Source organism: Kitasatospora sp. cg17-2, from assembly GCF_054031055.1.
In genome coordinates, this window is the sequence record NZ_CM132923.1 from 6969809 (window position 1) to 6996504 (window position 26696).

23 protein-coding genes and 1 riboswitch are annotated in these 26696 nt (G+C 75.6%); of the genes, 10 read left to right on the forward strand and 13 right to left on the reverse strand.

Going from position 1 to position 26696, the window contains the following annotated elements:
• Nucleotides 1–9: 9 nt before the first annotated feature.
• A complete protein-coding gene (sigJ, locus tag ACW14Y_RS29455; protein ID WP_380391495.1) occupies nt 10–933 on the reverse strand; it encodes an RNA polymerase sigma factor SigJ in 924 nt (307 codons plus the stop codon).
• 109 nt (nt 934–1042) lie between these two features.
• Here sigJ and ACW14Y_RS29460 point away from each other — a divergent pair, with 109 nt between their 5' ends.
• Together ACW14Y_RS29460 and ACW14Y_RS29465 are read left to right on the forward strand one after the other, a co-directional pair.
• On the forward strand, nt 1043–1441 hold the full coding sequence (locus tag ACW14Y_RS29460; protein WP_380391498.1) for a hypothetical protein: 399 nt from the start codon (nt 1043–1045) through the stop codon (nt 1439–1441).
• A gap of 58 nt (nt 1442–1499) precedes the next feature.
• Nucleotides 1500–3137: a serine protease gene (locus ACW14Y_RS29465; RefSeq protein ID WP_456983926.1), complete on the forward strand. Its 1638-nt coding sequence runs from the start codon at nt 1500–1502 to the stop codon at nt 3135–3137.
• Between the two features lie 27 nt (nt 3138–3164).
• Here ACW14Y_RS29465 and ACW14Y_RS29470 read toward each other — a convergent pair whose 3' ends face one another.
• Entirely contained in the window at nt 3165–4037 is an 873-nt protein-coding gene (locus ACW14Y_RS29470; protein WP_456983927.1) for an arylamine N-acetyltransferase family protein, read from the reverse strand.
• A 133-nt stretch (nt 4038–4170) separates the two neighbouring features.
• Nucleotides 4171–4776, reverse strand: coding sequence for a GNAT family N-acetyltransferase (locus ACW14Y_RS29475; protein WP_380391507.1), 606 nt, complete (start codon nt 4774–4776; stop codon nt 4171–4173).
• Nucleotides 4777–4999: 223 nt separating this feature from the next.
• On the opposite strand from ACW14Y_RS29475, the gene ACW14Y_RS29480 reads away from it, so the two are divergent.
• The 5 genes from ACW14Y_RS29480 (at nt 5000) to ACW14Y_RS29500 (ending at nt 9602) form a co-directional block, all read left to right on the forward strand.
• A complete protein-coding gene (locus tag ACW14Y_RS29480) occupies nt 5000–5548 on the forward strand; it encodes a sortase-dependent protein (RefSeq protein ID WP_456983929.1) in 549 nt (182 codons plus the stop codon).
• Nucleotides 5535–6368 (forward strand): class F sortase, encoded by an 834-nt coding sequence (locus ACW14Y_RS29485; RefSeq protein ID WP_402723645.1) that lies wholly within the window; start codon nt 5535–5537, stop codon nt 6366–6368. Before ACW14Y_RS29480 ends, ACW14Y_RS29485 begins: the two co-directional genes overlap by 14 nt.
• Before the next feature lie 158 nt (nt 6369–6526).
• The gene (locus ACW14Y_RS29490) at nt 6527–7507 is read left to right on the forward strand and encodes a hypothetical protein (RefSeq protein ID WP_456983931.1); all 981 of its coding nucleotides are present in this window, start codon (nt 6527–6529) and stop codon (nt 7505–7507) included.
• Nucleotides 7504–8316: a response regulator gene (locus ACW14Y_RS29495; RefSeq protein ID WP_456983933.1), complete on the forward strand. Its 813-nt coding sequence runs from the start codon at nt 7504–7506 to the stop codon at nt 8314–8316. The genes ACW14Y_RS29490 and ACW14Y_RS29495 overlap by 4 nt, the downstream gene beginning before the upstream one ends.
• Nucleotides 8313–9602 carry a sensor histidine kinase gene (locus tag ACW14Y_RS29500; protein WP_456983935.1) on the forward strand — a complete coding sequence of 430 codons (1290 nt, stop codon included), beginning with the start codon at nt 8313–8315 and terminating at the stop codon, nt 9600–9602. The genes ACW14Y_RS29495 and ACW14Y_RS29500 overlap by 4 nt, the downstream gene beginning before the upstream one ends.
• Nucleotides 9603–9813: 211 nt before the next feature.
• Here ACW14Y_RS29500 and ACW14Y_RS29505 read toward each other — a convergent pair whose 3' ends face one another.
• From ACW14Y_RS29505 to ACW14Y_RS29530, 6 genes are all read right to left on the reverse strand, one after another.
• The gene (locus ACW14Y_RS29505; protein ID WP_380310006.1) at nt 9814–11307 is read right to left on the reverse strand and encodes a M6 family metalloprotease domain-containing protein; all 1494 of its coding nucleotides are present in this window, start codon (nt 11305–11307) and stop codon (nt 9814–9816) included.
• Nucleotides 11308–11544: 237 nt separating this feature from the next.
• Nucleotides 11545–12936, reverse strand: coding sequence for a cobyrinate a,c-diamide synthase (locus ACW14Y_RS29510; RefSeq protein ID WP_456983937.1), 1392 nt, complete (start codon nt 12934–12936; stop codon nt 11545–11547).
• A gap of 65 nt (nt 12937–13001) precedes the next feature.
• Nucleotides 13002–13607, reverse strand: coding sequence for a cob(I)yrinic acid a,c-diamide adenosyltransferase (gene cobO, locus ACW14Y_RS29515; protein WP_266274082.1), 606 nt, complete (start codon nt 13605–13607; stop codon nt 13002–13004).
• A 6-nt stretch (nt 13608–13613) separates the two neighbouring features.
• Nucleotides 13614–15770, reverse strand: a complete 2157-nt coding sequence (locus ACW14Y_RS29520) for a putative cobaltochelatase (RefSeq protein ID WP_456983940.1) — start codon at nt 15768–15770, stop codon at nt 13614–13616.
• A complete protein-coding gene (locus ACW14Y_RS29525) occupies nt 15767–17281 on the reverse strand; it encodes a cobyric acid synthase (protein ID WP_380310012.1) in 1515 nt (504 codons plus the stop codon). Before ACW14Y_RS29525 ends, ACW14Y_RS29520 begins: the two co-directional genes overlap by 4 nt.
• On the reverse strand, nt 17278–18249 hold the full coding sequence (locus tag ACW14Y_RS29530; protein WP_456983942.1) for a cobalamin biosynthesis protein: 972 nt from the start codon (nt 18247–18249) through the stop codon (nt 17278–17280). Before ACW14Y_RS29530 ends, ACW14Y_RS29525 begins: the two co-directional genes overlap by 4 nt.
• Before the next feature lie 103 nt (nt 18250–18352).
• A riboswitch (cobalamin riboswitch) is annotated at nt 18353–18551 on the reverse strand.
• A gap of 274 nt (nt 18552–18825) precedes the next feature.
• Between ACW14Y_RS29530 and ACW14Y_RS29535 the strand changes: the two genes are divergently transcribed.
• From ACW14Y_RS29535 to ACW14Y_RS29545, 3 genes are all read left to right on the forward strand, one after another.
• Entirely contained in the window at nt 18826–19572 is a 747-nt protein-coding gene (locus ACW14Y_RS29535) for a helix-turn-helix domain-containing protein (RefSeq protein WP_456983944.1), read from the forward strand.
• Between the two features lie 169 nt (nt 19573–19741).
• A complete protein-coding gene (locus ACW14Y_RS29540) occupies nt 19742–20857 on the forward strand; it encodes an alpha/beta hydrolase family protein (RefSeq protein ID WP_380310018.1) in 1116 nt (371 codons plus the stop codon).
• Between the two features lie 385 nt (nt 20858–21242).
• Nucleotides 21243–22679, forward strand: a complete 1437-nt coding sequence (locus tag ACW14Y_RS29545) for a hypothetical protein (RefSeq protein WP_419932775.1) — start codon at nt 21243–21245, stop codon at nt 22677–22679.
• Nucleotides 22680–22791: 112 nt separating this feature from the next.
• On the opposite strand, the gene ACW14Y_RS29550 is transcribed toward ACW14Y_RS29545, so the two are convergent.
• The 4 genes from ACW14Y_RS29550 to ACW14Y_RS29565 all read right to left on the reverse strand — a co-directional run bounded on the left by ACW14Y_RS29550 (nt 22792) and on the right by ACW14Y_RS29565 (nt 26685).
• Nucleotides 22792–23670, reverse strand: coding sequence for a CDP-alcohol phosphatidyltransferase family protein (locus ACW14Y_RS29550; protein WP_380310022.1), 879 nt, complete (start codon nt 23668–23670; stop codon nt 22792–22794).
• Nucleotides 23657–24349, reverse strand: coding sequence for a phosphatidylserine decarboxylase (locus tag ACW14Y_RS29555; RefSeq protein WP_030398303.1), 693 nt, complete (start codon nt 24347–24349; stop codon nt 23657–23659). Before ACW14Y_RS29555 ends, ACW14Y_RS29550 begins: the two co-directional genes overlap by 14 nt.
• Before the next feature lie 468 nt (nt 24350–24817).
• Nucleotides 24818–26020: an acyl-CoA dehydrogenase family protein gene (locus ACW14Y_RS29560; protein ID WP_266274075.1), complete on the reverse strand. Its 1203-nt coding sequence runs from the start codon at nt 26018–26020 to the stop codon at nt 24818–24820.
• Between the two features lie 161 nt (nt 26021–26181).
• Nucleotides 26182–26685, reverse strand: coding sequence for a MaoC family dehydratase (locus tag ACW14Y_RS29565; protein WP_375978747.1), 504 nt, complete (start codon nt 26683–26685; stop codon nt 26182–26184).
• Nucleotides 26686–26696: the final 11 nt, after the last annotated feature.

The following is a 26696-nucleotide window of genomic DNA, read 5'->3' on the forward strand; positions in this document are numbered from 1 at the left end:
TTCCGATCGTCAGGTCGCCGTCCAGAGGCCGAGCTTCTCCGGGTTGCGGACCGCCCAGATGCGGGTGATCCGGCCGTCCGCCACGTCCAGGGCCGCCACCGTGGCCGTGGCGCCGTCGCGTCGGGCGACCAGGCCGGGGCGGCCGTTGACGGTGCGCTCCAGCAGGACCAGGCCCGGGGCCCACTCCGCCATCTGCGCCAGGTACTGGGCGATCCGCTCGCCGCCCTCGACCGGCCGGACCACCGCGCTCACCAGTCCGCCGCCGTCCGCGACCATGACGGCGGACGGATCGAGGAGGCCGACCAGGGCGCCGATGTCCTTGGCCTCCCAGGCCTGTCTGAACTCCCGCACCACGACGGCGCTGCCGGCCGCCGGGGCGGGGGCGGCGCCGACCCGGCGGCGGGCCGAGGTGGCCAGCTGGCGGCAGGCGGCGGGGGTCCGGTCGACGATCGCGGCGATCTCGGGGAACGGGTAGCGGAAGACGTCGTGCAGCACGAACACCACCCGCTCGGCCGGGGTCATCGACTCCAGCACCACCAGGAACGCCATGCCCACCGACTCGTCCAGGGTGATCCGGTCGGCCGGATCGGCCGCCCTGCCCGCCCCGACCGCCCACTCCGCCGTGTCCGGCAGCGGCTCCGGCAGCCACTCGCCGACGTAGCTCTCGCGCCGGACCCGGGCCGAGCCCAGCACGTCCAGGCAGACCCGGCTCAGCACCGTCGTCAGCCAGGCGCCGGGCGAGGCGATCGCCGCCCGCCGCTCCGGCGCCTGCGCGTACCAGCGGGCGTAGGCCTCCTGCACGGCGTCCTCCGCCTCGGCCACCGAGCCGAGCATCCGGTAGGCGAGGCCGACCAGGTGCCGCCGCTCGCCGACGGCCGCGTCGGCCCCGTGCCCGAACCCCGTCCCCCGGTCGAACCTCGTGCCCGTGCCCATCGCGCCGCCCCCGTTCCTCGCCGCCCGCCTCACACTTCGCGGACCTGTTTCGTCGAACCAGCGGGACACTACCGACCCACCGCCGCGAGGCAGGAAGAGGGACCGCACCATGGCCACCACGACGACGACCCCGCCCGCACGCCGCAGCCTCACGCTCCTCCGCGCCGGCATCGCCGCGCAGACCGTGGCGATCTTCTACCAGGCCGCCACCGCCGGCCTGTTGCTCTCCACCTCCTACGGCGAGACGCTGCACAGCGTGGGCGCCCGGGTGATGTACGGCGCCTCGATGGTCTACCTGCTCGCCGCGGTCCTGGCCTGGCGGCCCGGCGGCGGCCCGGCCCGGCCGATCCTGTACGCGACCGGCTTCCTCGTCCTCGCCTCCGTCCAGGTGGTCCTGGGCGTCACCCACCACCCGGCGCTGCACGTGCCGCTGGGCGTGCTGATGTTCGGCCTGAGCCTGCTCGACCTGGGCCGCAGCCTGACCGCCGGGGCGCGCGGCGCCCGCTGACTCCCGCAGCGCGACCCGGGGCACGGGAACTCCGTCGCTCCGGCGGACAGGAGAGGGCATGACCACTACGTCCCTCCTGCCGCGCCGGAGCGTCCTCCGGGTCCTGACCGGCGCCGCCGCCCTGGGCGGTGCGGCGGCCGCCTCCCTCCGTGTCCCCGGTTCCGCCGCCTTCGCCGCCGAGCCGGGGACCGAGCCGGAGGCCGAGCGGGCGACCGAGCCCGAGACGTACACCCTGACGATCCGCCACCTCGGCCGGGACGGCCGGGTGCCGACGCGCTACCGGACCTCCGTCACCGGGATCTCCGGCCCCGGCGCCGGCCGGTCCGAGCAGCCCCACGACGCCTCCGGCACCGCCTCCGTGCGGCTGCCCGGGGGCCGCTACCTGCTGGAGAGCAGCCTCTGGACGGACCGGGTGCCGGACGGCACCGACTGGATCGTCCAGCCGCGGCTCGACCTCGACCGCGACACCACCGTCACCGTCGACGCCCGGACCACCGCCCCCGTCGACGTCACGCCGCCGGACGCCGCCGCGGCCTTCCTCACCGGCGGCATGTTCATCGAGGTCACGCACGGGGGAGCGACCAGGATGGCCAGCATCGTCAAGGCGACGCCGACCCTGCGCACCGCCCATCTCGGGCCCGAGGCCGAGGCCGGTTCGGTCCGGCAGTGGTACGACTCCTACTGGCGGACCCGCACCGGCGGCTACGCCCTCGGCCGGACCTTCTCCGGCACCCGCGCGCTGACCGGGCTCACCCACCACTACGCGACGGCGGAGCTGGCCGCCCTGGAACTCCGCGCCCTCGCCCGGCCGGACCGCGACGGAGCGCCGGCCGGGACCGCGGGCATCGACCTGTCGCCGACGCTGGGCCCGGCCGCCGGGCCCAGCGTCGGGGCCTCCTGGTCCGTGCCGGTACCGGGGACGGCCACCCTGTTCGTCACGCCCCTGCGCGGCGCCTGGGACCTCGTGTACACGGCCCCCGCGGCGCCCGGCACCCGCCCGAACCGCTACTTCGTCGACGGCCTCGCCGTCCGGGCCGGAAGCACCACCACCCACACCTTCGACGGTCCGGTGACCGGCCCCGCGCTCACCGGCCGCGCCGGCGTCGAACGGGACGGCGACGTCCTCACCGTCGATCTCCCGCTGCTCGCCGACGGCGACGGCCATGTGCCGACGGCGCCGTCCTTCGACACGGCCTGGGCCGGGCTCCACCGCGACGGCGTGCTGCTCCACGCGCGGTCCGGCCTGCTCGACCGCGCGACGTTCACCGTGCCGCCCGGCCCGGCCCCGTACCGGCTGGCCGCCACGGTGGCCCGCCGGGGTGCGACCGGCGCGACCACCCGGGTCAACGTGTCCTGGACCTTCCGCTCGGCCACGACGGCCGGACCGGCGCCGGTGCCGGTGAGCGTGGTCCGGTTCTCGCCCGGGCTCGGCCCGGACGGCACCGCGGCGGCCGGGAGCCCGATGCGGGTGCCGGTCACCGTGCAGGGCGCCGCCGCGGGCGGCCGGGTCCGCTCGCTGACGGTCTCGATGTCCGCGGACGGCGGCCGCTCGTGGACGGTGCTGCCCGTCCACGAGGGCGCCGTCACGGTGCCGAACCCGGCGGCGGGCAGCACGGTCTCGCTGCGGGCGGAGCTCACCGACACCGACGGCAACACCCTCGACCAGACCCTCGTGGACGCCTACCGCACCGGGTGAGCCGTACCGAGGAGGCCGTTGCCCCGGTCAGCGCTCCGGGCGGACGCCGGGCGGCGGGGTGATGCCGAACTCGGACTCCAGCAGCTCCCGCAGCGCCTCCGGGCCGTCGACCCGCTCCACCGTCACCGTGCCGTCCCGCGCGGTCCGGGTGAGCGTGCTGCCGTCCAGGGCCAAGTGCCCGTCGGCGTGCGTCCGTTGCACGAACAGTCGGCGGAACGGCGAGCGCGGGTGGGTGGACACGTGCCAGTTGGCGACGCCGATGTCGGGCAGCGGCGCGGCGTCCAGGGTGAAGGACACCAGCTCGATCCAGGTGTCCCCGGGCCGGGCCGCCTGGAGCACCCACACCGGTGCCGGGCCGTCGGCCTCCTCCAGCACCAGCCGGTGCCGGCGGCCCCGCCCCTCCCGGACCAGCCCGGGGATCATCGGCAGCGGCTCCAGCAGGGCGTCGGTCGACCCGAAACCGACGTCGACCAGGTACCGCCCGTCGACCAGGTACCGCCCGCCGCCCGCGGTGCCGGGCCCCTCGCCGCCCCCGGGCCCCTCGCCGCCCCCGGGCACCTCGACTCCCAGCACCAGGTGGGTGCGGGGCCGGATCTCCCCGGGGCGGGCGCCGACCCGCACCCGTCCGGTGTACCGGGTGACGCCGTAGCCGAGCTGTTCGAGCACGTCGGCGAAGAGGGTGTTCTGCTCGAAGCAGTACCCGCCGCGCGAACCGGCGACGAGCTTGGCCTCCAGATCGGTGAGGTCCAGCGAGGGCACGGTGCCGACCACCACGTCGATGTTCTCGAACGGGATGCCCAGCACATGCGCGTGTTGCAGTGATCGGAGCGTGTCGAGGGTGGGAGCGCGTCCGCCGTCCCATCCGATGCGTGCGAAGTACTTGTCGAGATCGACGCTCATACCGCCACCGTACGGACCGGACGCCGCCCGGGCCTCCGGCTGCGGTTCGGGTCGCCCTGGACCCTCCGACCTAGGTCCGTTCCGTGCCGTCGGTCGAGACGGAACAGGATCGGTCGGAAGCGTTCGTCCCTGCTCAGAGCTCCCAGGACCGGGGCCGCGCCAGCGCCTCCCACTCGGGCCGGAGCAGGGACAGCACCGCGGCGTCGTACCGGCGGCCCCGGTGCAGGCAGGCCGAGCGCCGCACGCCCTCCTGGACGAAGCCCGCGCCGGCCAGCACCGCGAGCGCCGGGGCGTTGCCGGTGTGGGTGACGGCCTGGAGGCGGTGCAGGGGCAGTTCCCCGAAGGCGAGGTCGACCAGCGCGTCCAGCGCGGCCGGGCCGTGGCCCCCGCCCCGGTGCCGCTCGTCCAGGAGCAGCGAGACCTCCGCCGTGCCGTCGGCGAGGTCCTGGTCGAAGAGGGCGATGTGGCCGATCGGCGTGCCGTCCGGGAGCAGGACCAGGAAGTCGTCCCGCTCGCTGTCGTCCCGCTGGCGCTCCAGCCGCTCCCGCAGGGCGGACAGGGCGCGCGGCCAGTAGCCGATCTGGTGCACGGCCACGGGATCGGAGCGCCAGCGCTGCAGCAGTTCGGCGTCGTCGACGTCGACCACCGCGAACCCGACGCCGCGGCCCCGCCAGCACACCTCCCGGTCCGCCGCCTCGATGCCGTCCTCGGTCCCGGGTGCGTTCTCACTGTCGGTCACGCGTGGATGCTACGAGCCCCGCACCGGCCGCCACCAGCGAATTTCCCGTCCCCGGCACGGGTGTCACGGCCTCCCCGCCGGACCGCCGGGCGAACGTTACACAGCCGATGGAGCGCTGTGACACGACCGGCCGGGGACCGCGACACGGGCTTCCTAACGTCAGTCCCGACGCACCGGCCACAGGGTGCCGGAGCCCGCGTCACCACCATGAAGGAGAGCTCGCATGGCTCTGCGTACGACCACGAACCGCGCCCGGCGGTCGGCCGCCGTCTCCCGGCTGACGGCCGTCTGCGCCCTGACCGGCGCCGCCCTGATGGCGACCGTCACCGGTGGTCAGGCCTGGGCCGACGGCGGCGCGCCGGCCGCCCCCAGCGCGGCCGCCGCGCCCGCCACGCCCACCGCCACGCCCTCCGCCGCGCCGGCTGCCCCCTCCGCCGGTGCGGGCAGCGGCCCCGCCGTCAAGGCGCCCCAGCAGCCGGAGCGGCCCCCGACGGCCCAGGCCGTCCCGCCCACCGTCGAGCAGGGCAAGGAGCAGGCGAAGACCGCCACGCCGACCGCGCAGCCCGAGGGCGTCCAGCCCAAGCCGCAGGCGCCCACCGACGCCAAGCCGCAGGTGCGCGAGGTGCCCAAGGGTGCCGCCCAGGCCGGTGACGGCTCCGGGGCCGGCGACTCCTCCGGCCTCGAGCTGGTCGGCGGCGGCGCCGTCGCCGCCGTCGGCGCCGGTGCCCTGGGCTTCGCCGTGCTGCGCCGGCGTTCCGGTGCGCGGGGCTGACAACGCCCCCGGGTCCTCCCCGCACCCCGTCGCCGCCGGTCCGGACGGCGGCGACGGGGTGCGGGCGGCGCGGGGCAGCCGGGCCCGGGACGCTTCGCGGCACGGCCGCCACGGGCGCCGGGCCGGATTCGGGGCGGGGCTGAACCGGAGCGTCTTCGGCGCGGCCGGGCTGCTCTGCCTGGCGATCGGTGCGACCGTCGCGGTCTCCGGCCGCGCGGAGCCGCCGGTGGTCCGGGTGGAGACCTCGGCCCGGCAGGCCCCCGACGCCACCGCCCCGGCGGCGCCGGCCCCGTCGTCACCCGCCCCGTCGACGGCGCGGACCGGCAGCGGGTCGGAGACGCCCGCCGCCCCCCGCGCCCTGGCGGCCTCGGTCCCGACCCGGCTGCTGATCCCCTCGGCCGGCGTGGACGCCCCGGTCACCGGTCTCGGCCTGAACGCCGACGGCACGGTCGAGGTGCCGGCCGCGGACCGCGCCGACGAGGTCGGCTGGTACCGCAACGGCCCGACGCCCGGGGAGACCGGGCCCGCCGTCCTGATCGGGCACTACGACACCGCGCACGGCCCGGCGGTGTTCCACCACGTGCCGAAGCTGAAGCCGGGCGACCTGATCCAGGTCCGGCGGGAGGACGGCGGCACGGTCGACTTCCGGGTCCGCGCCCTGCTCCAGTACGCCAAGGGCGAGTTCCCCACCGAGACGGTGTACGGGAACACGAAGGGGCCCGAGCTGCGTCTGATCACCTGCGGCGGCCGGATCGGGGCCGACGGCCACTGGACGGACAACATCGTCGTCCTGGCCGATCCGGCGGCGCCCGTAGGCTGACGGGGGTCGAACGGCGCCCGGCGGTGTCCCCGCCGGGCGCCCGCCACGTCGGCCGGGGCGCGATCGGACCGGCACCGCGCTCGTAGCAGGACCCGCGCACGTACCAGGACCCGCGCACGTAGCAGGACCCGCGCACAGGACAGGAAAGGACCCGGAGGATGAGTACCGCACCTCGCCGTGCCGTCCCGCGCCGCGCCGTACCTCGCCGTGCCGCCCCCCGCCGCTCCGCCCCCCGCCGCACCGCCGCACGGTCCCGCCCCGCCCTCCTGCTCCCCGTCCTCCTCGCCGCCGCGGCGCTCGCGCTCCCGGTCGGCTGCGCCGCCCCCGGCGAACTGCGCGACCACGGCGCGGTCGCGCCCGTCACACCCTCCCCGGCCCGGGTGCCGCTCTGGCCGAGCGCGCCCACCGCCCCCTCGCCGACGCCGCTGGAGCCCACCGGGAGCCGCAGCCCGGAGCCCGCGCCGCAGCCGGTCCCCGACCTCGCCGTCCCCGGCCAGGACGTCACCGCCGTGGACGTCCGCGCCCTGGTCACCAAGGACCCCGGCGTCACCCAGGACGAACGGCGGGTCCTCGAACCGTGCCCCGGCTGCGAGCTGCGCGCCCCCGAGTACCGCGACCTCACCGGGGACGGCCGGCCCGAGCTGCTGCTCGCCGTCGTCCTCGCCGACACCGTCGTGCTGCACGTCTACACCGCCTCCGCCGACCGGCTGCTGCCGATCCACCGGGTCACCCTGCTGAAGGAGTTCGGCGCCGAGACGGTCGGCACCGACCTCTGGCTGTACGAGCCGACCGGCTCCTTCCGGACCGGCCGCCTCTACCGCTGGGACGGGGTGCGGCTGGCCCTGGCCGACCAGAAGGTGGAGGGCATCGGGCCGACCCCGGAGCCCGAGCCGACGCCGCCGACCGCCGAGAAGCCGACGGTGGAGAAACCGCCCGGCACCGGCCCGACCGCCACGTCCGGAGGAGGGGCCGGAGGCGTGGCCGTCAAGCCCTCGGCCCCCTCCCGGCCCACCAGCACCCCGTCCGCCGGCGCGGGCTCGGACGCGGCCGTCGGCAAGCAGCCGCAGCCCAACCCCGCTCGTCCTGCGGCGCCCAGCGCCACGCCCACCGCCGTTCCCCTCCCGGAGACGAAGCCATGAGCCCCACGGCCGCCGGCCACCCGAGCATCCTGATCGTCGAGGACGACGAGGTGATCCGGGAGGCGACCAGGATGGCGCTGGAACGCTACGGCTTCCCGGTCGCCACGGCCGCCGACGGGCTGGAGGGGCTGGAGATGTTCCACGCCGTGCGGCCCGACCTGGTCCTGCTGGACGTGATGCTGCCGCTGCTCGACGGGGTCGGGCTGTGCCGCCGGATCCGGGAGGAGAGCCAGCTGCCGATCCTGATGATGTCGGCCCGCACCGATCCGGTGGACGTGGTGTCCGGGCTGGAGGCGGGCGCGGACGACTACGTGGTCAAGCCGTTCGAGAGCGCCGTGCTGGTCGCCCGGATCCGCACGGTGCTCCGCCGCGTCCGCGTCGTCCCGGCCGAGGCCGCGCCCTTGCCCGAGCCTCGGCCCCAGCCCGCGTCCGCCTCCGTTGCCGTGCCCGCCGACCCGCCGGTTCCCCCGGTCCCGCCGCTCCCCCCGGTTCCTCCGGTCGCCCCCGCCCCCCGCACCCCCGTCCGCAGCTTCGACGGCCTGGAGGTCGACACCGACTCCATGGAGGTCCGGGTGCACGGCGCCCTCGTCCCGCTCACCCCGACCGAACTGCGCCTCCTGCTGGAGTTCACCGCCGCCCCCGGCATCGTGCTGGAGCGCGCCGTCCTGCTGGAACGCGTCTGGGACTACGAGTGGGGCGCCGACACCCGCGTGGTCGACGTCCACGTCCAGCGGCTGCGCGCCAAGATCGGTGCCGGCCGGATCGAGACCGTCCGGGGCTTCGGCTACAAGCTCAGGCGGGCCGAATGACCCTGCGCCGCCAGATCGCCACCGCCGTCGCCGCCATCTCCGTCCTGGTCGCGGTCGCGGTCGGGCTGCTGGTCCACCAGGCGATGGTCCGCCAGCACGTCGACCAGGCCCGGGACTCCGCCGTCACCGCCCTGGACGCGGCGCTCGGCTCCTACGAGCGCAACGAGGAACTCACCGGCGGCGGCCGTCGGCACGCCGTCCTGGACGACCCGGAACTGCCGGCCCGGCTGCGCGCCCTGGCCGCCGGGGGGCGGCGCGGGTCGCTGCTGGCCCAGGGGCCCGAGGGCGAGTCGGTCTGGGCGGCGGCGCCGGTCCGGGGCCGCGGCGAGGTGCTGTCCGTCCGGATCGGCTTCGCCCAGGACCGGCAGGCCATCGCGGACCTGGACCGGATCATCCTGCTCGCCGTCGTCGCCTCCGTCTTCATCACGGTGCTGGCGGGGGTGCTGGTCGCCGACCGGATCAGCCGCCGGCTGCGGACGGCGGCGACCGCCGCCCGGGCGATCGCCGCCGGGGGCACCGACACCCGGATCGGCGAACTCGTCGACGGACGGGACGAGGTGGCCGACCTCGCGGCGGCGGTCGACCTCATGTCGCGGGAGTTGCACCGGCGGCTGGAGGACGAGCAGCGGTTCACGGCGGACGTCGCGCACGAGCTGCGCACCCCGCTGACCGGGCTGGTCACGGCGGCCGAACTGCTCCCGCCGGGTCGGCCCACCCAACTGGTGCAGAACCGCGTCCAGGCCCTGCGCGCCCTGGTCGAGGACCTCCTGGAGGTGTCCCGGCTGGACGCCGACGTCGAACTGCCCGACCTCTCGGCGGTGCCGCTGGAGCGCGCGGTGCGCCGCACGGTGGCGCTGACCGGCCTGGAGGTCGAGGTGGAGATGGCGGCGGACGCCTCGGTCCGCACCGACCTGCGCCGCCTGGACCGCATCCTCGGCAACCTGCTCCTCAACGCCGACCGCCACGGCGGCGGCCCGATCTTCCTGCACGTCGACGGCCACCGGCTCACCGTCCGCGACCACGGCCCCGGCTTCCCCGCCGAACTCCTCCGCGACGGCCCGCAGCGCTTCCGCACCAGCGTCCGCGAACGCGGCCGCGGCCACGGCCTCGGCCTCACCATCGCCCAGGGCCACACCCGCGTCATCGGCGCCGCCCTGACCTTCACCAACCACCCCACCGGCGGCGCCGTCGCCACCCTGCTCCTCCCGGAGGCCCCCGACCCCGCGGCCGACCCCGCGGCCGACCTCGGCGCCGACCTGGCCCCCGACGAAGACCCGTCCCCCTGATCCGGCCCGGACGCGGGACGGATCAGGGGGACGGGACCGCCGCCGCTGCCCGGGCCGGCCTCTCGGTCCGTACCGGAGCGGCGACGCCGGAGCCACCGGCGGGGCCGCTGCCCGGAACGGCGGGCGGGGCGGCGGTCGTCCCGGTCCGCTCCGGGGCGGCCCACGGTCGTTCGGACGCTCCCGGAACGGAGCGGGTGGTGTGTTCGGTGCCTCACTCGACGGTCACGCTGACCTCCATCCGGTCGTCCCCCGGGGTGCCGGCGACCTCGATGGTGACGCCGCTCCAGTGGCCGTCCGGTTCGTTCAGCGGCGGGTTGCTGTGCTCGCCGAGGAGGTTGTTGCCGAGCGACGGGTAGAGGTCGTCCTTGTCGCCGCGGTTGGGCACGACGGCGTCCGCCAGGTCGCGGCGGCCGTCGGCCTGCAGCAGCTCGATGGCGAGGTGGTTCTCGTCGTTGACGTTGTCGATGGACTCGTCCACCGCGTAGACGGCGATGCCCTGGTCCGGCAGGAAGGCGTCCTGGCCGCTCTGCCGACGGTACTCGACCACGATGTACTGCTTGGGCTGCATCCGCTGGCTGCGGACGACCAGGATGTCGCCGCCCTCGGAGACCGGGCGCAGCACGATGTCCTTGACGGTGCTGGTGATCTTCTGCGGCTGGGTCCAGTCGTGGAACATCCGGAGCATGCCGTTCGGGTACACCGGCCGGTCGCCGGCGTGCTGCCGGTCCGGGCCGCCCCAGGAGCCGGAGGCCATCAGGCAGTAGTCGCCGAGGCCGCTGGAGACCGCCTCCACGTTCGGGTTCCCGGTGTCGTAGAAGTCGGCCCAGCGGGCGGCGAGATGGCCCCACTCGTGGGAGCAGACGCCGACCCGGCAGTCCTCGGGGACGGTGAGGAAGGTCTGGACGGTCAGGCTCGAATCGGTCGGGAAGCCGGGGGTGAAGCTCCACTTGGCGCTCCACAGGGCCCCCGGCCGCTGGACCTTCGGGACCGCCTCGGCGCCGCGGCCGGCGTGCACGATGAACAGCGCGGTGACGATGCCCTCGCCCAGCACGTCCAGCTCCTCCGGGAACTTCACGCCCTGCTGGCGGGCGATCTTCAGGGTGTCGGCGGCCATGCCCACTTCGTTCTTGGGGAAGTGGGCGGAGTCCTGGCCGGACAGGCCGTTGGCGTAGAACGAGAGCGGGTGCGGCAGGCGGAACCAGCCGTGCACCTCGCCCTGGACGTCGATGCCGCCGTTGGCGGGAGCGGCGGGGTCGAAGCCGCTGACGCCGTGGTAGTAGTCGCGCATCGAGCCGGTCGGGAACGTTCCGGAGCTGAACAGCAACTGTTCGAAGTGCTCGACGGTGTGGGCGGGGTCGTGCGGCTGGTCGGGGAAGTCCACCAGCAGTACCAGGGTGGGGACGACGCCCTTGAGCTTCTCCGACGGGTGGTCGATGAGCTGGGCGTCGCTGCGCGGACCCGGGCGGAGGGCGCCGTCGTCGAGGCCGACGACGTTCTCGCCGCGCCACTGGGTGCGCAGGACACGGTAGTACTGGCCGAAGGAGATGCCGTCCGGGAGGCGCCGGGACGCGACCAGGTCCCGGTACTCGTCATGGAGCTCGTCCAGCGCGGCCGGTGACAGCGGGACGGGGCAGGAGTGCGGACGGTCGTGGGGGAGGTCGACGGGGGAGGGACGGTGATGCAGCGGGGTTAAGGTGTGACGCATGGTGACGGCTCCTTCGAGCCCGTTCACCCCGCCGGGGCGTGTACGGCGCCGCGGGGACGTGTTCGGCGCCCCGTCGAGTAGGCGGTCGCCGGCAATCGGTCGGCTCGCCGAAAGGCGGTCGGGTCTGGCCGGTACCGGTTGCGAAAAGGGCGATATGCGGTTGTTTGTCCCTATTCTGACGCTCCGGACGGCCAAAAGACCAGACCCGAGGGGTCGTCGGATCCGCCGTCGGCCCGCTCAGCCGGTCCGGTGCGCGGCGGCCGCCGCGGTGAAGGCGGCGGCGAGCTGCGGGTATCCCGCCCAGTGCAGATGCAGATACGAAGCGTGAACATTCTTGGCGCCCGCCGTGCCCGCGAATCCTTCGAAGTGCAGACCGGTCGGCAGCCGCCAGCCCCAGGCGGGCCGTTCGCCGTGCTCCGGCTCGCAGACCGTCCGGTGGAACTCGTGCCCGCGCAGCCGGGCCCCGCCGGGCAGCAGCGTCGAGTCCTCCAGCGCGACCGCCTCCCGGTACCCGAGCGTCAGCCGCTCGGTCATCCGGGCCGAGGTGTCCAGCACCCCGCACATCGGCAGGCCGTCCAGCTCCCGCCCGAGGTAGAGCAGCCCGGCGCACTCGGCCGCCACCGGTCCGCCCGAGGCGGCGAACGCGGCGATCGCCGCCCGCAGTTGCCCGTTCGCGCTGAGTTCCCGGACGTACAGCTCGGGGAAGCCGCCGCCGATCACCAGGCCCGCCGTGCCCTCCGGCAGGGCGTCGGCGTGCAGCGGGTCGAAGGGCACCACCTCGGCGCCGGCGGCGGTCAGCAGCTCGGTGTTCTCGGCGTACGAGAAGGAGAACGCCGCGCCCCCGGCCACCGCGATCCTCGGCCGGGCCGCACCGGGGGCGGTGGCGAGCGGGGCCACCTCGTCGGCCGGGTCCCACGGCTCCGCCGTCAGCGGCGGGGCGGTGCGGGCCAGTGCCAGCACCTCGTCCAGGTCCACCGAGGCGGCGACCAGTTCGCCCATGTCGGCCACCGCCCGCAGGGCCTCCGCCGAGCGTTCGACGGCCGGGATCAGCCCCAGGTGCCGGGACGGTGTGGCGACCGCCGCCGAGCGCCGCACCGAGCCCAGCACCGGCACCCCGGAGCCCTCCTCCAGGGCCTGGCGCAGCAGCCGTTCGTGCCGGTCGGAGGCGACCCGGTTGAGGATCACCCCGGCCAGCCGGACCTCCGGGTCCCAGGAGGCGAAGCCGTGCACCAGCGCCGCCACCGACCGGGACTGCGAGGAGGCGTCCACCACCAGCACCACCGGCGCCCGCAGCAGCTTCGACACGTGCGCGGTGGACGCCAGCTCGCCGCGCCCGGAGGCGCCGTCGAACAGCCCCATCACGCCCTCGACCACCGCCACGTCCGCCCCGGCCGCGCCGTGCAGGAAGAGCGGCGCGATCCGCTCCGGCCCGCACATGAAGGCGTCCAGGTTGCGGCCCGGACGGCCGGCGGCCAAGCCGTGGTAGCCCGGGTCGATGTAGTCCGGGCCGACCTTGTGCGGCGAGACGGCCAGCCCGCGGGCGGCGAGCGCGGCGATCAGGCCGGTGGCGATCGTGGTCTTGCCGGCGCCCGAGGAGGGCGCCGCGACGACGAGACGGGGGATGTTCACGGTGCTGCTGCTTCTTCTCTCGCTGTACTACCAGGACGTCCGGCGGGTTCGACCGACCCGGCGGGCTACCACTCGATGCCGCGCTGGCCCTTGCGTCCGGCGTCCATCGGGTGCTTCACCTTGGTCATCTCGGTGACCAGGTCGGCCGCGTCGGTCAGCAGCTCCGGCGCGTAGCGGCCGGTGATGACGACGTGCTGGCTGCCCGGGCGGTCCTTGAGCACGGCCACCACCTCCGCCGGGTCGATCCAGCCCCAGTGCATCGGGTAGGTGAACTCGTCCAGCACGTAGAAGCGGTAGGTCTCGGCGGCGAGGTCGCGCTTGACCTGCTCCCAGCCCTCCTTGGCCGCCGCCTCGCTGTCCAGCTCCATCGCGTCGGTGCGCTGGATCCAGGACCATCCGGAGCCCATCTTGTGCCAGTCGACGGTGCCGCCCTCGCCGGAGGCGCCGAGCACGCGCAGCGCGTTCTCCTCGCCGACCTTCCACTTGGCGGACTTCACGAACTGGAACACCCCGACCGACCAGCCCTGGTTCCAGGCCCGCAGGGCCATGCCGAAGGCGGCGGTGGACTTGCCCTTGCCGGGCCCGGTGTGCACGGCGGTGATCGGCTGGGTACGGCGCTGACGGGTCGTCAGGCCGTCCTCGGGGACGCTCTCGGGGACACCCTTGGGCATGTCGGCTCAGGCCGCCTTTCGCGAAGCAGAAGCACTGGAAGAAGCAGAGGCAGAAGCAGGGACGCCCGGACGGCGCTCGCCCCGGCTGTCGCGGACGAGCGAGGCGACGCCGTCGGCGCGCAGCTCGTCCAGGGTCACGGCGGTGGCCCGCAGCCGGTCGGCCAGCGTGCGGGCCAGGCCGAGCCGGACCGGGCCGGACTCGCAGTCCAGCACCACGCTCGCCACGCCCTGACCGGCCAGCAGCCCGGCCGCCCGGTGCGACTGCGCGACGGCGTCCCGCGCGCCGGTGGCCCGGCCGTCGGTCACCACGACCAGCAGCGGGCGGCGGTCCGGGTCGCGCAGCCGCTCGACCCGCAGCACCTCGTGCGCCCGCAGCAGCCCGGCCGCCAGCGGGGTGCGGCCGCCGGTGGGCAGCGACTCCAGCCGGGTCGCGCCGACCTCCACCGAGGAGGTCGGCGGCAGCGCCAGCTCGGCGCCCGCGCCCCGGAAGGTGATCATGCCGATCTTGTCCCGGCGCTGGTAGGCGTCCATCAGCAGCGACAGCACCGCGCCCTTGACGGCGGTCATCCGCTGCCGGGCCGCCATCGAGCCGGAGGCGTCCACCACGAACAGCACCAGGTTGGACTCCCGTCCCTGGCGCACCTGCTCGCGGAAGTCGTCCTTGTGCAGCACCAGGGCCCGCGAGGACCGCCCGCGCGCCAGCTGGTGCGGGGCGGCGGCGCGCAGGGTGGCGCTCAGGTGCAGCCGGGCCAGGCGGCCGCGCGGGCGGCGGGCCCTGATGGTGTGGCCGCTGTCGGTCTCGGCGGGGGAGCGGCGGCCCTGGGCGCCGCGCCCGGTGCCGTCCACGGCGAACAGCCGGGTCCGGTACGGGTCGCCGGCCGCCACCGGGGCCGTCTCCCGGGCGGGGGACGGCGGCTGGAGCGGGACGGGCTGCGGGGCCGGGGCGTCGTCCTGGGCCGGGGCGTCCGTCGCCTCGGCCGGCGGGCCGTCGGGGCCGTCCTGGCCGGACGGCTCGGGCGCGCCGCCACCGCCGCCGTCGGGGCCGCCGTCCTGCGGGCCGTCACCCTCGGGACCGTCGCCCTCGGGGCCGCCCTCCGGGTCCGGGTCCTCCTCCGGCTCCTGCGGCTGCTGCGGCTCCTCGGGCTCCGGCTCGGCGTGCTCCTCCAGGATCCGGTCCAACTGCTCCTCGTCCAGCCCGGGGGCGTCGAACGGGTTGCGCCGCCGCCGGTGCGGCAGCGCCAGCTGGGCGGCCTTGCGGACGTCCTCCGCCAGCACCTCGGTGCGGCCCGCCCAGGCGGCCAGGGCGACGGCGGTCCGGGCCATCACGATGTCCGCGCGCAGCCCGTCCACCTCGAACGCCGCGCAGACGGCGGTGATCTGGCGCAGCGCCGCGTCGGTCAGCTCCACCTGCGGCAGCAGCTCGCGGGCGGCGGTGATCCGGTCCGCCAGCGCCCGCTCCTCCGCGGCGAAGCGGTCGGCGAAGACGGCCGGGTCGGCGTCGTAGGAGAGCCGGCGGCGGACCACCTCGGCGCGCTCCACCGGCTCCCGGGTGGCGGCGATCTCCACCGTCAGGCCGAACCGGTCGAGCAGCTGCGGCCGCAGCTCGCCCTCCTCCGGGTTCATCGTCCCGACCAGCAGGAAGCGCGCCGCGTGCCGCACCGACACGCCCTCGCGCTCCACGTAGGAGCGGCCCATCGCGGCGGCGTCCAGCAGCAGGTCCACCACGTGGTCCTGGAGCAGGTTGACCTCGTCGATGTAGAGCACGCCGCGGTGCGCCCGGGCCAGCAGCCCCGGCTCGTACGCCTTGACGCCCTCGGAGAGCGCGCGCTCCAGGTCCAGCGAGCCGACGATCCGGTCCTCGGAGACGCCGACCGGCAGCTCGACCAGCTCGGCCGGGCGCCGCGAGGACGCCCCGCCGTCGTGCGCGCCGTCCGGGCACTGCGGGTCCGGGCCGGCCGGGTCGCAGGCGAAACGGCAGCCGTCGACGGTCGCGATGGACGGCAGCAGCCCGGCCAGCGCGCGCACCATGGTCGACTTGGCGGTGCCCTTCTCGCCGCGCACCAGCACCCCGCCGACCGCCGGGGAGACCGCGTTCAGCAGCAGGCCGAGCCGCAGGTCGGCCATGCCGACGATCGCGGTGAACGGGTATCGGACGTCACTCATGCATGCTCCCCAGGGGCTCCGGGCGGAAGGAACGGCAGCGATCCGGCCGCCGGCACCCCGCCCTCGATCAGCTTCCACAGCGCGTCGGTGTCGGCGTGTTCCTCGATCAGTTCGCCCAGCCGGTCCAGCCGGGCCTCCCGTGCGTCGGCGAAGGAGGTGTCCGGCGCGGGGACGAACGCCCGGCCGGCCGCCGCCGCGACCTCGCGCAGCAGCGCGCGCCGGAAGCCGTCGTTCTCCAGCGCGCCGTGCCAGGTGGTGCCCAGGACGGAACCGACCCGGCACCCGTCGAGGAACGGATCCCCGCCCTCCACGGTGACGATCCCGTGGTGGATCTCGTAGCCCTCGACCCGCTCGCCGAAGGCCTCGCCGACGGGCCGTCCGAGCACCTTCTCCACCCCGAACCGCACCCGGGTCGGCAGCAGTCCGAGGCCCTCCACCGGGCCCGCCTTCGACTCGACCTCGTCCACGATCGGGCCGGCCAGCATCTGGTAGCCGCCGCAGACGCCGAGCACCGGCAGTCCGGCCGCCGCCCGGGCCCTCAGCACCGGCTCGAAGCCGCGCTCGCGCAGCCAGCCGAGGTCGGCGACGGTGGCCCGGGTGCCGGGCAGCACCACCAGGTCGGCGTCGGCCAGCTCCTCCGGCCGGGTGGCCCAGCGGACCAGCACGCCGGGCTCCTGGGCGAGCGCGTCCAGGTCGGTGAAGTTCGACAGCCGGGGGAAGCGGAGCACCGCCACCCGCAGGACGTCGGCGCCCAGCGGGCCGCGCGCGGCGGTCCGGTCGACGACGGTGGACAGGTCGAGCGAGTCCTCGGCGTCCAGCCACAGGTCCGGCAGCATCGGCAGGGTGCCGAGCACCGGACGCCCGGTCAGTTCGCGCAGCATCTCCAGCCCGGGGGCCAGCAGCCGCGCGTCGCCGCGGAACTTGTTGACGAACCAGCCGGCCACGTGCCGCTGGTCCTCCGCCGACAGCAGCGCCAGCGTCCCGTACATCGCCGCGAACACGCCGCCCCGGTCGATGTCCCCGACCACGACGACCGGCAGTCCGGCCGCGGTGGCCAGGCCCATGTTGGCGATGTCCCGGTCCCGCAGGTTGATCTCGGCGGGCGAGCCCGCGCCCTCGCAGACCACCACGTCGAAGCGGGCGCGCAGGTCCGCCAGGCACTCCAGGGCCCGTTCCAGCAGCAGCGGCTTGCGCTCGCGGTAGTCCAGCGCGCCGACCTCGGCGACCGGGCGGCCCAGCAGCACCACCTGGCTGCGGCCGTCCGCGCCGGGCTTGAGCAGCACCGGGTTCATCGCCGCCTCCGGCTCGACCCGGGCGGCCTGCGCCTGCATCGCCTGGGCGCGGCCGATCTCGGCGCCGTCGGCGGTGACGAAGGAGTTCAGCGACATGTTCTGCGCCTTGAACGGCGCGACCGCGACCCCCTGGCGCGCCAGCCAGCGGCAGATGCCCGCCGTGACCACGCTCTTGCCGGCGTCCGAGGTCGTCCCGGCGACCAGCAGTGCCTTGCTCATGCCCGGTTCCTCCGCTTCCCGATCAGTACCGCCCGCAGCAGCAGGTGCCCGGCGACCGTCGTACCCAGGGCCAGCGCGCCCACCCGTCGCGAGAGCACGCAGGCCCGCTCGATGTCGTCCACCCCGACCGGCCGCAGTCCCTCGCCCAGCACCGGCCGGTGCTCGGTGCGTTCGCCGTACTGGAGCGTCCCGCCCAGCCGGACGCCGACCGCGCCGGCGAAGGCCGACTCGGCCTGGCCGGCGTTGGGGCTGGGGTGCGCGGAGCCGTCCCGCCGCCAGACCCGCCAGGCGGTGCGCGGCTCGGGGGCGGCGGCCACCGTCAGCAGCGCGGTCAGCCGGGCGCCCGGCCAGCCCGCCACGTCGTCCAGCCGGGCCGAGGCCCAGCCGAACCGGGCGTAGCGCGGCGAGCGGTGACCGACCATCGCGTCCAGGGTGTTCACCGCACGGAACGCCAGCAGCCCCGGGGTGCCGGCCAGACCGCCCCAGACCAGGGCGTTGACCACGGCGTCGGCGGTGTTCTCGGCCACCGACTCGACCACCGCGCGGGCGATCTGCTGCTCGTCCAGGGCGCTCGGGTCGCGTCCGCACAGGTGCGGCAGCCGTTCCCGGGCGGCCGTCAGGTCACCGGCCGTCAGCGCGCGGCCGACAGTGCGGGCCTCCCGGGTCAGCGAGGTGCCGCCGAGCACCGTCCAGGTCGCGGCGGCGGCGAGCGCGGCCCGGCCGAGCGGACGGCGGCCGAGCAGCCGGTCGGCGGCCACCGCGCCGGCCGCGACGGTGCCCACGCACAGCGCGGTGAAGGCGGTGCCGGCCGCGCGGTCGTCGCGCCACAGCAGCCGCTCCAGCCGGCCGGCGGCGCCGCCGAAGCCGGCCACCGGGTGGCCGCGGCGCGGATCGCCGAACCGGGCGTCGGCCAGGTACCCGGCGACGGCGCCCGCGCCGAACGCGGCGGCCCGGGTCAGCGGGCGCAAGGGAAGGCGGGTGGCGTGGTCGGCGGAGTGCTCGGCGGGACGTCCCGGCCCGGCGGGGCAGCCTGCATCGCGTGCGTGTCCTCACTCAGGGTCCGCGCCCTGGATCGACGTACCGGGGGTGAGAGTCTCCTGGCTCCCGGGTCGGACGCGCTCCCGGGCCTTCCGGCGGCCGCGAACGGCCCTCCGTGGCTTACCTCCGGTCGTGCTCCCCGGTGACAGTGGCGGGACCGCGCCGGACTCGCACCGGCTTCCTCTGCTTGCCTCCGTAATGGCTGAAGGATCCCATCACGGGCCCGAAGGGGGAGTCAACCGAGGTCGCGGAGGGGTTGGTCACACGCCGGAGCCCTGCCGGAGCCCTGCCGGCACCCGCCCCGGCAGCCGTCCGGCCGCCCGCCCCGGCACCCGTCCCGTGCCCGCCCCCGCCGCCCGCGTTCCCCGTCGCTACCTCCGAGCCCGCCCGCCGCCGGACCGCGCCCCGCTGTGCGATCCTCCACCCCCGCCGGGCGGCGCGCCCGGCCCGCTTCGTGCGTTCGTCGGCTGGGGCACCACCCGGCGCCGCGCCTACCGTCGGGACCCATGCGACCCCAGCGCCCCCACCTCTTCGCCCGCCCGGCCCGGTCGGCCCCGCCCGCCCCGCCGCCCCCGGTACCGTTCTCGCCCGCCGCCGTCCGCGCCCACCGCGCCGCCCTCGGCCTGACCCCGGAACAGGTCGCCGAGGGCATGGCCGCGCACGGCGTCCGGCTGCTCCCGGCCCACGTCCTCGGCTGGGAGAACGGCGGGCCGCCCCCCGGCGAGGAGGAGTTCCTGGCGCTGGCCCGGGCGCTGTGGTGCCCGCCCGAGCGGCTGATGGGCGTGCGCCCGGCGAGCCTGCGGGACTTCCGGCTCGCCCGCGAGCTGAGCCCGGACGGCGCGGCCCGCCGGATCGGCGTCCCCGCCGAGGAGTACCGGCACGCCGAGGCCACCGGTCAGTGGGACGGCGACGCCGGGCCGACGGCCGCGCTCGCGCACGTGCTGGGCCTGACCCTCCGGGAGCTGGTCGCCGCCACCGGCCGCCGGGAGGAGCTGGACCGGCGGCTGCGGCGCTGCGTCGAGGGCCGCTGGCAGGCGCAGGCCGGCGCGATCGTCCGGATCGTGCCGGTGGACCGGGCGGACCTCGACGCCGTGCTGCCCGTGCTCCAGGAGGAGCGGCAGGTGCCCGCGCACTGGGGGTCCGGCGGCTGGGGCCCCGCCGAGGGGGCGGCCGCGCCGTCCGACGCGACGGTCCCGCCGGCCGGGCGCTTCTGGGAGCTGCTCGCCCGACGGGAGCCCGCGATCCCCGTGTGAGGACCCGTCCGTTCTGGCAGTCTCGTTCCGACGGACCCGGTGCGACCTTCCTCACGGGGCAACCCGTACGGCCGTGTCCTGCTGGCCCGGCCGGGTCCCGGCCAGTGGACTGGGCTGTGACGTGGGTCCGGACACCGGTCGGCCCAGAACCGAGCAGCGGGGAGCGAGTATGCGTTGGGGAATCGCGGCCACCGTGGCGGCCGCCGCGGTCGGCACCGGGGCGGCCGTCCTGGTGATCGGCCGCCGGGCCTCGGAGCGGATGGTCCGCCCGGCCGGGGCCGCCCGGGAGCGGACCGGTCCGGTCGTGGTGCAGAGCCTGGGCGCCGGGCGGATCACCTTCACCCGGAGCGCGGCGAGCGAGCGCCCCGGCCGCTGGGCCGTCGAGTGGGGCGAGGACGGGCACGCCGTCGTCGAGGAGGTCCTGCACCGCGACGAGCAGGGCGTCACCCGCCGACTGGCCCGCGCCGACCGGGGCACCCTCACGGCCGGTACCGAGGTCCGCTTCACCCCCCGGGTGTACCTCGGCGACCCGGCCTCGGCGCTGGGCCTGACCTTCGGCGAGACCGCCGTCGAGGGCGAGCTGGGCGCGATGCCCGCCTGGTGGCTCGACGGCAAGCGCGGCACCTGGGTGATCCTGGTGCACGGCCCGGGCGCCGACCGGAGCCAGGTGCTGCCCGTGCTGCCCGTCCTGGAGCGGCTCGGCCTGCCCGCGCTGGCGGTCAGCTACCGGGGCGACGCGGGCGCGCCGGCCTCCCCGGACGGCCTGGGCCACTTCGGCGAGACGGAGTGGCGGGACGTCGAGGCGGCGATCCGGCTGGCGCTGGACGGCGGCGCGGGCCGGGTGGTCCTGTACGGCTGGTCGCTCGGCGCCACGATGGCCCTGCAGGCCGCCGCCCGGTCCGACTTCGCCTCCTCGATCAGCAGCCTGGTCCTGGACTCCCCGGTGCTGGACTGGCCGGCCACCGCCCGCCGGGACGCGGCCAGGGCCGGGTACCGCGGCGCGGCCGCCGAACTCGGCGCGCTGGCCGCCCAGGGCCGCACCGGCGTGGATCTGGCCGACTTCGCCCGCCTCGCCGAGGGCGCGGACCTCCGGGTGCCCACCCTGGTGCTGCACGGACCCGACGATCCGGTGGCGCCGTTCCGGGCCGCCGAGCGGCTGGCGGCCGGCCGTCCGTCGCTGGTGAACCTCCAGGCCTTCCCGGGCGGCGACCACGCCGCGCTGTGGAACACGGACCCGGACCGCTACTCCGAGACCCTGCGCCGCTGGCTCACGCCCTTCTGCTGAGCCGCCGCCACCGGCCCCCGGCCCCGGGCTCTCCGCCCCCGCCCCGCCGCGCGCTCCCCGCCGCGCCGCGCGGGGCCGGGGAGCCGGGTGCACCGGGTGCGCGCCGACCGGGCGGCGGTCGGCGCACGGGCCGACCGGGACCCCGCCCGGACCACCGGCCCCGCCCACCCCTCCGACCTGGCATGCACCCGCCACAAAGATCAAGCCAGTCGGTTTGGGCTCTGTTGCCCGATCTTGTCGATCCCCCCGAACCCCCGCCCCGCCCTGCGCGGACAACCGGATGTGACAGAAGGCCGGTACAAGGGGAAGACTGCTCGACGTGACGTCTCGGAATCCGCGCGACCGTGATGCCCCGCTCCCGCCGACCAACGGTTCCGGTGCGACGGTGACCCGTCTCCCCGGAACGGCCCACCGCCCCGCCGGCGCCAGGCCGGGAAGCCAGGGCGTACCCCGCCGACGAGGCCCCGCCCCCGCCCCCGGCCGAGGCCGGGTCCCCGTACCGGAGGGCTTCCCCGCACCCGCCGAGCTGGCCCCGCTGGCCCGCCGGATGCTGGTCGACGCCGTCCGGATCGCCCGCTGGGCCGGCGACCTCGACGAGGTCGACAAGCGCGGCGAACTGCTCCCGGAGGACGCCCGCGCGGCCGGCCGCGCCCTCGCCATGACGGTGGGCGCCGCCGCCAAGGCCTGGGGCCAGGCCCTGCTGGTCGGCCTGGTCGAGCCCCGCGACGGCGGCGCCGTCCCCGGCTGGCGCCTGCACGCCTGGGAGCACGACGACGAGGCGGTGATCCGCGGCTGGTCGACCCTGTTCGACGCCTGGACCCTGCTCGCCCCGGTGCCGCCCGCCGCCCTGCGCGGCGTGTTCGCCGTCCTCGCCGGGCAGGCCGTCGACCAGGCACCCCAACTGCTCTCCTTCCTGCACCTGGTGGACGGCCCGGTCGCCGACATCGAGCTGCTGGAGCTGCTCCGGCGCGGCCTGGACGAGCGCCGGGTCGGCGGCGGCGAGGGCGCCTTCGGCCTCTCGCCCGTCCCGCACGCGGCCTCCGCCGTCTCCGCCGTCCGCGGCACCTGCCGCGAGCCGCAGATCGACACCCCGGCCTCGCCCGCCGACGTCGCCGCCGTCCTGGACTGGATGCTCGACGGCCTGGCCGCCGTCGGCGCGCTGGTCCGCGAGGACAACGCGGCCGAGCTCTCCCCGCTCGGGCACTGGGCGGTGCGGGCCAAGCTGGAGGAGATCTGCACCGTCGCGCAGACCGCCGCCGGCCACATCGAGCAGAGCGCGATGGAACTGCTCAGCGCCTGCGCCGACTACTCGCCGGGCCCCGCCCGCGCCGAGTACCGGGCCTGGCTGGCCGCCCGCCCCGCCGACCGGGCGGTGGCCGAGCTGCTGGAGGCCGCGCAGGGCGAGGACGCCCTGGTGCGCGGCCTGGCCTTCGAGGCGCTGCGGGTGGCCGGATCCACCGCCGAGCAGGCCGTGCGGGCCGCCGTCGACGAGGCGGTGCTGCGCCCGTACGCGCTGCTGTGGCTGGCCGAGCGCTCGGACGAGGGGGTCTCCCCGGCCGATGTGCTGGGCGCGGAGGACGCCGCCTGGCTCTGGGTGGACACCGCCGCGGCCGTGCTGGACCACGGGGAAACGGAACTTCTGGTGGGCCATGTCGAGGGTGCCTCGGCCGGCGACCCGGTGCGGCTGTTCGCCCGGGCCCGGCAGTCCGGGCACCCCCGGGCGGCCTCGGTGCTGACGGCGGTCTCCGGCGTCCACCCGGACCCGGCGGTGGCCAGGGCGGCCCGCCGCTCGGCGTTCAGCGTCCACCGCGGCGGCGCTTGAGCCGTCGGCGGCACCCCCGTACCGGACACGCGTCCGGACACGCGTCCGGACATACGGAAGGGCCCGGCTCCCCTCGGGGAGCCGGGCCCTTCCGTTCGTCCTTCGGCGGTCGTCAGCCGATCCGCGACTCCGCGCGGCGGGCCCGCACGTCGCCGACCTTCTGGCCGACCTTGCGGCGGATCACCAGCAGCGGCGCCATCGCGGCGAGCGCGATCTGCGCGAACGCGCCGATGTGCAGCAGGGTGTCGCCGCCGGGGGCGCCGGTCGCCCAGGCCGCGAGGCAGCCGATCGAGAGCACGATCCAGCACAGCGTGGCGGTGGCCAGCAGCCCCTGCGGCTTCGGGTACTCGATCCGGCTGACCATGAGGTACGCGACGGCGAAGATCGCCAGCAGACCGGGCAGGAACGGCGGGTCGAGCAGCACGATGGCGATCACCGTCATCGCGCCCATCGGGCAGGGCATGCCCTGGAAGACCCCCGGCCGCATCTTCACGGTGGAGAACCGGGCGAGCCGCAGCACCACCGCCAGCAGCACGGTCAGCGCGATCAGCGCCGACAGCCGGCTGTTGGAGCCGGGCGAGACCATGCCCCAGACCGCGACGAAGTAGGCCGGCGCGATGCCGAAGCTGATCAGGTCGGCCAGGTTGTCCAGTTCGGCGCCGAGCGCGGAGGAGCGCAGCTTGCGCGCCACCAGGCCGTCGAACAGGTCGCACATCGAGCCGATCAGCAGCAGCGTGACCGCGGTGGCGGCGCTGTGCTTGTCCGGCGCGGCGTCCGGGTTGGTGATGTGCGGGACGAGCACCCCGGTGGTGATCGAGTAGATCGCCAGGAAGCCGCAGACGGCGTTCCCCAGGGTGAGGAAGTCGGCGGTGGACAGGTGCTGCGGAGAGCGCGGCGCGCGCAGCTCGCGGTCGCGGGCCCAGCGACGACGGCGCAGGGCCGTCTCCTCGTCGTCCAGGCCGACGATCGTCTCAGGATCAGTCACGGTCAAGGCGCGTCACCCCGGCGGTGGTCTTCTGGCCGACCTCGACGCCGACCTCGACGCCGGCCGGCAGGTAGGTGTCGACCCGGGACCCGAAGCGGATCAGACCGATCCGCTCGCCCTGCTCGACCTTGGTACCGGCGTCCACGTACGGCACGATGCGGCGCGCCACGGCGCCCGCGATCTGGACCATCTCGATGTCGCCGAGCTCGGTGTCGAAGTGCCAGACGACCCGCTCGTTCTGGTCGCTGTCCTTGTTGAACGCGGGCACGAAGCCACCGGGCACGTGCTCGACGGAGGTCACCGTGCCGGGCAGGGGCGCCCGGTTGACGTGGACGTTGAGCGGGCTCATGAAGATCGCCACGCGGGTCCGGCCGTCCGGCCACGCGTCGATGCTCTGGACCACGCCGTCGGCGGGGGAGATCACTCTGCCCGTGCCGATCTCACGCTCGGGGTCGCGGAAGAACCACAGCATGCCGGCGCCGAGCGCACAGGCGGGTACCGCCGCGAGGGCCCACTTGCCACTGCGCCGCGTGAGCGCGGTGGTCACGGCGGCCGTGGCGAGGGTGGGGACGAACCAGGGGGTGGCTCCGCGCGCGATGGTCACGCGGGGTCGCCGGCCGGCCGTCGTGGCAGCGAGGGCATCGCGGTCCGTGACGGAGGTGTGAGGGGACGGGCTGATGGGCATCGAAGACCTTTGTCGCGGGGGATCATGGCCGCTGGACGGGGGCCACCGCGGGATCGGGTAATAGAGGGACGTCTGCTGTCCCGGTGGATGCTATCGGGAGCACACGGTGGGTGGGCAACCCGCCTGCTCGTTCATGTGACCTGCGGGAGGCGCCGGTGCGCCCCCTTGTATACGACCGTAGCTCGACCCGGTCCGGTTCCCAAGGGACCCGGCGAAGCTGGTGACTCTTGTCTCAACCCTGCCCGGTCGGCCCCGCGGAACTGCCCGTCGGGGGCGCGGGACGGTATGCCGGAGCGGCCGCAGGGCGTGTGACAGCAGCTGTACGCCCTGCGGCCGCTCCGGAGCGCCGGTGTCGGCCCCGGGGCGGACCAGGCCACCGGGGCGGGACACGGCGCGGCGCCGGGACGGGCCCGCACGCCCGTCGTCCGGCGGTCTCGCGGGTCGGCCGCGAGCCCCGCGGCGGGCCGGTCAGCCCGCGATGCGGTACTCCTCCAGCAGCCGGCGCCCGATGATCATCTTCTGGATCTCCGCAGTACCTTCACCGATCAGCAGCATCGGGGCCTCCCGGTAGAGCCGCTCGATCTCGTACTCCTTGGAGAAGCCGTAGCCGCCGTGGATGCGGAAGGCGTCCTCGACGACCTCCTTGCAGTACTCGGAGGCGAGGTACTTCGCCATCCCCGCCTCCAGGTCGTTGCGCTCGCCGCTGTCCTTCTTGCGGGCGGCCATCACCATCATCTGGTGCGCGGCCTCGACCTTGGTGGCCATCTCGGCGAGCTTGAACTGGATCGCCTGGTGCTCGGCGATCTTCTTGCCGAAGGTGGAGCGCTGCTGGGCGTAGGAGATGCCCAGCTCGAAGGCGCGGCGGGCGACGCCGCAGCCGCGCGCGGCCACGTTGACGCGGCCGACCTCGACGCCGTCCATCATCTGGTAGAAGCCCCGGCCGGGGACGCCGCCGAGGATCCGGTCGGCGGGGATCCGGACGTCCTGGAGCACCAGCTCGGTGGTGTCGACGCCCTTGTAGCCCATCTTCTCGATCTTCCCGGGCACGGTCAGGCCGGGGACGGTCGGGTTGGCGCCGAAGCCCGGCGTCTTCTCGATCAGGAAGGTGGTCATGTTCTTGTAGGGCGTGGAGCCGCCCTCGTCCGTCTTGCAGAGGACCGCGACCAGGCTGGAGGTGCCGCCGTTGGTCAGCCACATCTTCTGGCCGTTGAGGACGTAGAAGTCTCCGTCCTTGACGCCCTTGGTGCTGATCGCGGCGACGTCGGAGCCGAGGCCCGGCTCGGACATCGAGAAGGCGCCGCGGATCTCGCCGGCCGCCATCCGGGGCAGGAAGTGGTCCTTCTGCTCCTGGGTGCCGTGCGCGTTGATCATGTGCGCGACGATGAAGTGGGTGTTGACGATGCCGGAGACGGACATCCAGCCGCGGGCGATCTCCTCGACCACCAGCGCGTAGGTCAGCAGCGACTCGCCGAGGCCGCCGTACTCCTCGGGGATGGTCAGGCCGAAGAGGCCGAGCTGCTTCATGCCCTCGACGATCGCCGCGGGGTACTCGTCCTTGTGCTCCAGCTCGGTCGCGACCGGGATGATCTCCTTGTCGACGAACTCGCGCACGGTGGCGAGGATGTCCCGCTGGATCTCGGTGAGGCCGTCGGTCTGTGCGAGGCGTCCCATCGTGCGGCTCCTGTCATGCCTGGAAAAACGAGGGTGGGGGAGAGTGGACGGGGGCTCCGCGGGCGTGGCTCCGCGGAGCCCCCGTGAACCGGTGCGGGGCTCGGCCGATGACGGCGGCCGGGCCCGTCCGGGGTCCTGGGGTGGTGGGGCTTCGGAAGGGCTCAGGCGAGCGGCGTGGGCCGGGCGGGCTGCTCGCCGCCGCGCGCCTCGATGTACGTCGCGGTCGGCACCATCACCTTGCGGCGGAAGACGCAGACGACCGTGCCGTCCTGCTTGTAGCCCTTGGTCTCGACGTACACGATGCCGCGGTCGTCCTTGGACTTGGACGGCCACTTGTCGAGCACGGTGGTCTCGCCGTAGATCGTGTCGCCGTGGAAGGTCGGCGCGATGTGCCGCAGCGACTCGATCTCCAGGTTGGCGATCGCCTTGCCGGAGACGTCCGGGACGGACATGCCGAGCAGCAGCGAGTAGATGTAGTTGCCCACCACCACGTTCTTGCCGAAGTCGGTGGTCCGCTCCGCGTAGTTGGTGTCCATGTGGAGCGGGTGGTGGTTCATGGTGAGCAGACAGAAGAGGTGGTCGTCGTACTCGGTGACCGTCTTGCCGGGCCAGTGCCGGTAGACGGCGCCGACCTCGAACTCCTCGTAGGTGCGTCCGAACTGCATGGGTCGATGGC